We start from the raw sequence: 8,232 nt of genomic DNA on the forward strand, positions 1-8,232 counted from the left end.
GAAGTTTTGCGGATCCAATACCATCATTGCCACGACCGGCGGTCTTCCGCCACCCCTGGCGAGGAACAATCAGACAGTTAGCGACGGCGCCGTGCCTGCCGGCGATTTCCGGCCACTCGACTTCCGGCGCCGGATTCGATTATAAGGCATTGTTCTTGCGATTGAAAACGACTTTCCGGTCAGGCACTACCTAGCTTCTTCAGCCGGCCAGGGGTGCAACCTGCCGAGCGCGCCGACCGGCGCTGGAGCAGGCTCCCACCCTCAGGGCATGAAGTGGTACCCATGGGCCATGCTATTGCCCATAACTCCCATCGGCGGCCCGCTGGGCTCGCACAGCGGGGGATGGGGTCAGTTCTCGCATCGTTGCATCCCGAAAGCGCGGAAGCCGCACGAGGCCGCGAGGCCGAGACGTCAGTTCTCGCATCGTTGCATGCCACCTGGTGGGGACTCCGTCACGTGGGGCTCACATTGAAAGAGGGTCACGGGGTCTTGTATTGCCACATCCAAGTCACGGGGTCAGGTCTTGCGTTGCCACATCTGACCATGGGCGGGACAACCCACGCTGTTCGCTTCACCCCACATCGTCTCCGATCAACTCCTCCACGCTCGCGGCTTCGAAGATGGCGTCGAGCCAGGCGTCCAGTTGCGGCACTGGTGCCGCGTCGATGCGCTGCGCGGCCCAAGCCGGCAAGGGACCAAAACGGCGAACGAGCAGACGCTTGAGGCTCTCGGCGCGGCCCTTAGCCTCGCCCTCAGTCTCACCCTCAGCCTTGCCCTCGGCAAAGATCGATTGGTAGGCCTTCGTCTCTTGTATCGGGGTCACCAGGTTCAACATCGCCCAGATCTCCTTCGCGGTCAGACCGCGAAATCGCTCGAAAAACCAGAATTCCAGCACCTGCGCCAAGATGTCACGCACCGCCGCGTCGATCGGCGCCTCCTGCACGGTGCGCCAGTAGACGGCGGCGCGAGTCCGCAAGACATCCTCGTCGTCGATCAGCAGCGGCGCAAAGACGGCCACATACGGGTTGTCCGGCTCGCGCGCCAGCCAGTCCGGCAGCACGCGGCGCAGCGCGACCTGCTGCAGCGGCGCCCCGGCGTGATTCGCCCAGCTCGGGAAGGCCGGGACATCCTGTTCGCGCAGGAAGACGCCGATGCCGATGACATTGCGCCGCGGGTGTTCCTCGCCGTAAAGCCCGATCTTGGTCAGCAGATTGTACCAAGCCTTTTCCGACGACTGACCTTGGAATTCGACCACATAGACCGGCCCCGTGTGCCCGTCGGGCTCGAAGACCCCATCGAGCCGTCGCTCCAGGCCCTTGATCGTCAGCGAGCAGAAGCGGTAGGCCCCTGCCAACTCGCGACCGCCGGTCAGCACCCGAAACGCCTCGGCGCCGGCGGAGAGGAACAGGTAGATGGGGTGGTCGGTTTTCACTGGATCATGTCACTCGACGCGTCGACAACCGCCAGAGTTACCACGGGGTCACGGGGTCTTGCAACGAAACTCGGGGTCACGAAACTCGGGGTCGAAACTCGGGGTCACGAAACTCGGGGTCAGGCCTCACATGTAACGCCTGGCCCATCCGAGCATCCCTCATTGCCGTTCGAGGTGCCGGGGTCAAGTCACTGGCCCCGCCCACCGGTGAGCACTCGAAAAGCCTCGGCGCCGGCGGAGAGAAATAGATAAATCGGCTGGTCCCTCTTCATCCGGGCACTCGCTGGAATGGCAAGCTGAACGCCAGCGTCTCGATCTGGATGCGGTGCCAGACGGCCTGGCGCAGCAGAAGATTCCAGATGATCAGTGTCGCTGCCGTGGCGATCGCGGCCCCTTCGAGGCCGTACAATGGGATCAGCGCGAGCCCGAGGACGAGATTGGCGACGGCGGCGATCGCAACGCCGCGTAGGGTATCACGCTCATGGCCAGTCATATTGAGCAAGGCACCCACCGAGCCCATGCCGGCGTTGACCAGTTGACCGAGGGCGAGGATGGCCAACACGGTGTGTCCGGCGGCGTACTCCGGGCCAAAGGCGAGGGCCAGGAATTGCTCGCCGAAGAGGACGAAGACCAGGGTGACCGGCACGGCGAGGGCCAGGATGGCGCGGGCGCTCTGCGTCACCAACCGTTGCAGGCGAGCCATGTCGCCCTGGGCATGGAGGCGGGCAAAGTAGGGGGCGACAACCAGATTAACGGCTTGAAGGCCGAAGGCGATGAGGATCGCGACGGCAACGGCCACCTTGTAGATGCCAACGGCCTCGGACGCGGCGAAGAGCCCGAGCAGCAGGATGCCGACCTGGGCATTGATGGCCTGAAGACCCGAGGTCAGTGCCAAAGGCCAGGCCGAGGCGGTCCAGGCGCGGGCGGCATAGACCGGCGTCGGGCGGCTGGCGACCTCACTGGGGCGCGCCCGCCAGAGGAACCAGGCCCCGAGACCGAAGGCGATGGCGGCGGCCAGGGCGTGCAGGCCCATCGCGGTCGCTGCTGTCAGCGTCTGGGCTGGGAGGGCCAGGAGGACGATCAGGCAAAGGGCGATGAGGAGGCCAGGGCGCAAGACATGCTCTGGCAGCTGTCCGGCGACGACATGGCGCAGTCCGCGCAGGGCCGCGCCGCGCAGGTTGCCGAGGGCGATGAGCGGGACGAGCAGCAGCCCGGCGATGAGGGTCGTGCGGGTCAGGTCATCGAGGCGCTCGCCGAAGAGCCAGAGGCCCGCGAAGGCGAGGACCAGCACGCCGCTCGAGAAGAGCCACACCGCCAGCGTGCTCCAGCGCCACAGGCCGCGCATCAGCCCCCATTGCTCGGCGGCCTGGGCCTTGGCCGTTTCGCGTACGACGAGTTGCGGGAGCCCGAGCTGGGTGGGGATGGCCAACAGCGAGGCGATGGCGAAGACGAAGGCGTAGACGCCATAGCCCTCCGGCCCCAGGGCGCGGGCCAGAAGGATCGCGAGCACAAACCCCAGCGCGGTGCTGCCGAGCTTGAGGGCCAGGCTGCCCAAGCCGCCGCGGATGAGGCGTCCGCGTAGGCTCGCGGCTGGGCCGAGCAGGGCGGCGAGGCGCGTGGTGAGCGGATGAGTGCGCGGAACCGGGCTGGTTGGAGTGGCAGGTGAATCCGTCGTCACAGCGGCTCTGATCTGTTGCGGTGGTTGGGTGCTAGGGTCTGGGTTCTAGCCAGGATTTACACGGGTGAATGCGAATGGAAGAAAAACGGCTTCAGCGGCTTCGGGGTTGGCATGGTTGCGTTCTGCTTTAGACTCGTCGCGGACAGATTCTTCAGTCACACACCCACAAGTGCAATCAGGACAAACCGTCTGCTGCGGCGTCAAGAAGCGATCGGCGAAAGGACAGCCAAGCGAAACACGGGGCCATTCGGTCAATGCTCGCTATCCGGCCGAAAGACCTCGTCGAGGGTGGCGGCGTCCAACACGCGCAACGCCCAGTGCTCCAACTGCTCCAGCGTGGCACCCTGCAAACGCGCCTCGACCTCCGGCGGCGGGGCGCCGAAGCGTTGTTGGATCAGTAACCGCAGGAGCCGGACCTGACCCGTGCCAATCCCTTTCGCGATCCCTTTCTCCATCCCCTTCTTCTGGGCGCTTCGCTCGAAGCTGCTGACATAGCGCATACGTCGTTCCTCATCGAATTGCTGGACCTCGGTCCATAACTGGGTTTCCAGTCCCTCCGGCAGCGCCAGCACCGAGTCGATGAACCGGAACAGCTCGAGAATGTCCTGACGCGCAAAACCGCGCCGGTACAGGCTGCGAATCAAGCCCAGTTTGGCCTGGTAGCGCGCGGCCTCGGATCCCGCGGTGTCCTGCGCCTTCAGGTGCGCCTGGGTCACGACGGCAAAGGGATTGGCCGAGGCGTCGAGCTCGGCCCAGCGGTCGCGATAGGCGCTAAAGTCCCCGATGTCGGGTTACGCTGCGCTAACCCGACCTACGAATCTGACCAGCGGGAAGCGCAGGCCCATCCGGCAACCCCAGCGTTCATAGCCAAATGCGCCGTGGTCGCCCCGACTCGGTTCGCCCAACACCGCCAGGCTGACGACCGGACGGGCATGGCGATCGTAGAGGCGGTAATTGTAGACGAACCTCCGCTGCGCGAAATCCGCTTCGTTCTGACCCTGCACTTCCACATGGACCAGCACCCAGTCCTCTTGCCCGTCCGCTCCGGTGACCCGCACCAGGGAGTCCGCCCAGCGCCGCCCGAGCTTGGCGTCCATTACGGGGGACCTTGAAAAATTGCCATCCGGGCAATTTCTCAAGACGCGAGGCGAAAATGCGATTTCCGCTTCGCTTCATTTTCAGTCGCTTAGGCGACTGAAAATGGCGGGGCATCCTTGCCCCGCGCGGGCACCTTGATTTTTTCAAGGTGCCCTTACGACCTTTTGCAGTTCCTTGTCGAGCAAGGTGTAGCCCTGCGTCCAGTCGATGCCGGCATGGGCCTCGGGAAAGAAGAACGCCAGGAACTCGGCAAAATACCGTTCCAGGACCGTCTTCCACGGGGAGTCGTAATCAGCCACGACAGATCGGCCTGCAAGCGGCGATCGAGCTTGGCGCAGCGAAGGACCAGGCCAACCCGCACTCCTCCCGCCAGCGCCGAACCTCGACGATCCGTGCGCTAACGCGCCGGGTCACCACACAGATCTTCGACGTACCAATCCATCGATTGCGCGAGCCCTTCACCCAGGCGGTGGCTGGGCGCGTACCCGAGCCGGGTGCGGGCCTTGTCGATGTCGGCCAGGGAGTGGCGCACGTCGCCCGGGCGGAAGTCGCGATAGCGCGGCTCGATGTCGCGCAGGCGCGGAAGGCGCGGCGCGAGGGCATCGCGGATGGCCGCGAAGAGTGCGTTGAGCGTAGTGGATTCGCCAACCGCGACATTGTAGACCTGGTTGATGGCGGCCGGGTCCGTGACGGTCGCGGCCAGCAGGTTGGCCTGCACGGCGTTGGCGATGTAGCAGAAGTCGCGGCTGGTCTCGCCATCGCCGTAGATGTCGACCTCCTCGCCGGCGATCATCGCCGCGGTCCACTTCGGGATGACGGCGGCATAGGCGCCCTCGGGGTCCTGGCGCGGACCGAAGACGTTGAAGTAGCGCAGCCCGATGCTCTTCATGCCATAGGCGCTGGCGAAGACGTCGGCGTAGAGTTCGTTGACGTATTTGGTGACGGCGTAGGGCGAGAGCGGCCGGCCGATGAGGTCTTCCTGCTTGGGCAGGCCGGGGTGATCGCCGTAGGTCGAACTGCTGGCGGCGTAGACGAAACGCTCGACGCCGGCATCGCGGGCAGCCACGAGCATGTTCAGGAAGCCGTCGACGTTGGCGGCGTTGGCGGTCAGCGGATCTTCGATCGAGCGCGGTACCGAGCCCAGGGCGGCCTGATGGAGCACGAACTCGACGTCGGCACAGGCGCGGCGGCAGTCGTCGAGGTCGCGGATGTCGCCCTCGATGAAGCGAAAGCGCGCCCATTGGGCCGGGGTGACCAGGGTCCGGACCTGATCGAGGTTGTGCTGGTGACCGGTGTCGAAGTTGTCGAGCCCGACGACGGTTTGGTCGAGACCGAGCAGGGTTTCGAGCAGGTTCGAGCCGATGAAGCCAGCCACGCCGGTGATCAGCCAGGTCTTGGGCTGTGCCGGGAGCGCGGCCAGGAGATCGTCGTAGGGCGTCGACATGCTTCCGTCCTCTCTATAAGGCTTGTTGCCACGGATTTGCACGGATGGACACGGACGCTTGCCGTTGCCTATGTTCAGTGTCCGCTCGTGACGTGACTTGGTTCTCGATGATGCCGTTGTGGACGATGCGACAGTGCGCGAGCCCATGTGGGTGCGCATCGGCCTCGGTGGGCTTGCCGTCGGTGGCCCAGCGGGTGTGGCCGTTGGCGGTGACGGGGCCGCTGGAACGATGATCGCCGAGCTTCGCGGCGAGGTTGTCGAGCCTGCCAACGGCCTCGAAGCAGTGCACGCCCTGCGGCTCGGCGACGGCGATGCCAGCGGAGTCGTAGCCGCGTTACTCGAGCTCCCGCAAGCCATCGAGCAGGATGGCGGTGGCCTCCTGGGTGCCGATGTAGCCGACGATCCCACACATGGTCGGGTCCCTTCTCCGCGACAGGGCCGCGCGGCGGTGCACCGTGTCAATCCCTCGGGGTGCGGCCGAGCCCTTCGGCCTCGGCCTCGGCGGTGAGCTGCGCGAGTTCGGCCGCGAGGGCATCGTATTCGGCACGTTTGCGCTTGAGGAAGCGCATGGTGATGCGGGCCTTGGTTTCGATGCCCTCTGGCGTGAGCAGGTACGCGTAGGCGAGCTTGTTCTGGCTGGTGCGAAAGCGCTCGACCTTGATGAGGCCCTGCGCGATGAGGGCACGCAGGCAGTAGTTGGTGCGCCCCAAGCTGATACCGAGGGCCTTGGCCAGTTGGCGCTGGCTGAGCTTCGGGTTGGCCTTGAGCTGGCGCAGGGCCTGGAAGGTGAGGTCGTCGTTCACCCGAGGGGCTCGCTCGTGTCGCGATTCAGGGTCAGCGAGGTCGCTTTCGTGTCACGATAGGGTCCAAACGCCACACGTGCCCGCTTGCGGGGCGACACGACACGCTCGCGATGGGGAAGATCGCCCGCAAGCGGCCCGTGCCACGGGTGGATTGCCGGCAGCGCGGCACGGTCTCGGGAATGCCGCGGTCTTGGACTGGGGTCGATACGCGGGGCTGAGGGGGCTCGGGCGCACGGTCGTTCGGCACAGGCGCGCCCGCACAGCCTTCTATGGGCAAAGAACGGTTGCCACGCACCGGAACCCGACAGAGGTGGCTACACGTTTCACCGTGACCGGCCATCGGTGCCGCGCTCGAGCGCCGCGGCCTCGGGCACGCTACCGCCCTACCCTGTCAGTTCGGGCATGGGGTGACGTCGGGTTGCGCCCTACGTTCCAGGTTGAACGCTTGGAGCCGTCATTGAAGCACCGCCCCGAGGACAGGGCAAGTGACGTTTCCGTGATGCCGGGACCGATCCGTTCCAGGGCTTGTTTCAACCTGATGGACGGGTTGACGGTCGATCCTCGTCTGGGTGCGGTCGCGAATCCCCGCCTCCCCGGGGCGATCGAGTCGGCTTCGCCTGGGGTCGTGCCCCCCCAGGGCCAGCGCTGCGCGCCGCAGATACCGGCCAGCCAGCGATGGGCGGCACCTGGACACCGGCCCCGATCGCCCGCAAGCGGGCTCCTACCGACGCAGGCGACGCCTACAGAGGCCGATGTCGGGTTACGGCGCCCAGCATGACCTAGGCCCGATTCGGCGCGCGGCTGGAATAGGCGTGGACGAAGACGAAGTCCAACGGGACAAGTCCGACAGCGGATCTTGAAAACGACACTCCGGCAGAGCGGGTGTCGGAACGCGAGGTCTCACCGAACACGGGGGCTGACAAAGCCACATTTTCGCCTGGCGGGGACCGACAGTTGTCTGGGTCGGCCATCAACAATCAAGCTGGGAGCAAGACCGACGAAGCCCGCTGGATGCAAGGCATCGAAGAGGCCATCCAGCCAGCGGCGCACCCCTCTTGGGGATTCGATCCGCCCATCGGGTCTTGAAAAGCGACATCCCACATCGGACCCTCGACCATGCTGTTCGGCGAGGCGAGTGACCAGATCAATGCAGTACCTCATCCAAGGTCTGTGCCTCGAGGATCCGTTCCGACCATTCCAGGAGTACTTCGGGATTGGCCTGCGTAACCCGCTCGCGCACCGTCTCGCTCGGTGGGCCGAACTTGCGCTCGATCAGGCGTAGAAGGATGGTGGCACGGCCATGCTGCTCGCCTAGCTGTTTGCCACGCTGCTCACCTTGGGCAATGTACCTGTCGATGAAGGTCTCCATCAGGGGCTCTCCGGAGAGGGTTTGTTCGAGGAGTGTGCGGACCTGTCGCTCAGTGAGCCGGCCAGTACCTTGGACATAGTAGCGCAGCAGGGATTCCAGAATGTCGAGCGCGGTGGGGTCGCGGCTGACCTTGGCGATCAGCCCGAGCAGCTCGCGCAGCCGCTCGGCGGGCTGGCCGCTGTAGATGTGCCGGAGCGCGAGCTGGACCAGTCGGGATAACTGAAGTTTCTCGTTTTCCTCAGGCGACTAACCGCATGACAGCCGCGATGAGGGGATTTCGAGTGCCGTGGCCGGGATCGCCGCAGTCGACCCCGAAACCGACGTCGGCGAGCTCATGGGCGAGCGCTCGGCGCACATCGGCGAAGGCATATTCGGTGCGACGTGCAGCGGCGTAGCGCCGCGCGGGGG

Annotated in this window: 10 protein-coding genes; 1 reads left to right on the forward strand and 9 read right to left on the reverse strand. The window is 65.4% G+C overall.

Annotation, left to right across the window (positions count from 1 at the left end; all coding sequences use genetic code 11):
- Positions 1-571 precede the first annotated feature (571 nt).
- The 9 genes from CKO41_RS17430 to CKO41_RS18820 all read right to left on the reverse strand — a co-directional run bounded on the left by CKO41_RS17430 (position 572) and on the right by CKO41_RS18820 (position 7,824).
- On the reverse strand, positions 572-1,432 hold the full coding sequence (locus tag CKO41_RS17430; protein WP_200383186.1) for a DUF2887 domain-containing protein: 861 nt from the start codon (positions 1,430-1,432) through the stop codon (positions 572-574).
- A gap of 268 nt (positions 1,433-1,700) precedes the next feature.
- Positions 1,701-3,110: a flippase gene (locus CKO41_RS17435; RefSeq protein ID WP_338115614.1), complete on the reverse strand. Its 1,410-nt coding sequence runs from the start codon at positions 3,108-3,110 to the stop codon at positions 1,701-1,703.
- 251 nt (positions 3,111-3,361) lie between these two features.
- Positions 3,362-3,826 (reverse strand): DUF4351 domain-containing protein, encoded by a 465-nt coding sequence (locus CKO41_RS19055; RefSeq protein ID WP_200383187.1) that lies wholly within the window; start codon positions 3,824-3,826, stop codon positions 3,362-3,364.
- 75 nt (positions 3,827-3,901) lie between these two features.
- Complete coding sequence (locus CKO41_RS17445; RefSeq protein WP_200383188.1) at positions 3,902-4,207, reverse strand: hypothetical protein; 306 nt, start codon at positions 4,205-4,207, stop codon at positions 3,902-3,904.
- Positions 4,208-4,351: 144 nt separating this feature from the next.
- Entirely contained in the window at positions 4,352-4,507 is a 156-nt protein-coding gene (locus CKO41_RS17450) for a hypothetical protein (RefSeq protein ID WP_200383189.1), read from the reverse strand.
- A gap of 98 nt (positions 4,508-4,605) precedes the next feature.
- Complete coding sequence (locus CKO41_RS17455; protein WP_200383190.1) at positions 4,606-5,652, reverse strand: SDR family oxidoreductase; 1,047 nt, start codon at positions 5,650-5,652, stop codon at positions 4,606-4,608.
- 13 nt (positions 5,653-5,665) lie between these two features.
- On the reverse strand, positions 5,666-5,941 hold the full coding sequence (locus CKO41_RS17460; protein WP_200249673.1) for a hypothetical protein: 276 nt from the start codon (positions 5,939-5,941) through the stop codon (positions 5,666-5,668).
- A 169-nt stretch (positions 5,942-6,110) separates the two neighbouring features.
- Positions 6,111-6,455 carry a MarR family EPS-associated transcriptional regulator gene (locus CKO41_RS17465; RefSeq protein ID WP_200249674.1) on the reverse strand — a complete coding sequence of 115 codons (345 nt, stop codon included), beginning with the start codon at positions 6,453-6,455 and terminating at the stop codon, positions 6,111-6,113.
- 1,144 nt (positions 6,456-7,599) lie between these two features.
- The gene (locus tag CKO41_RS18820; RefSeq protein WP_242464406.1) at positions 7,600-7,824 is read right to left on the reverse strand and encodes a DUF4351 domain-containing protein; all 225 of its coding nucleotides are present in this window, start codon (positions 7,822-7,824) and stop codon (positions 7,600-7,602) included.
- A 21-nt stretch (positions 7,825-7,845) separates the two neighbouring features.
- On the opposite strand from CKO41_RS18820, the gene CKO41_RS18825 reads away from it, so the two are divergent.
- Positions 7,846-8,043 carry a hypothetical protein gene (locus CKO41_RS18825; protein WP_242464407.1) on the forward strand — a complete coding sequence of 66 codons (198 nt, stop codon included), beginning with the start codon at positions 7,846-7,848 and terminating at the stop codon, positions 8,041-8,043.
- The last annotated feature ends 189 nt before the right edge of the window (positions 8,044-8,232 follow it).

This window comes from Thiococcus pfennigii (genome assembly GCF_016583835.1).
Classification (GTDB): Bacteria; Pseudomonadota; Gammaproteobacteria; order Chromatiales; family Chromatiaceae; genus Thiococcus; species Thiococcus pfennigii.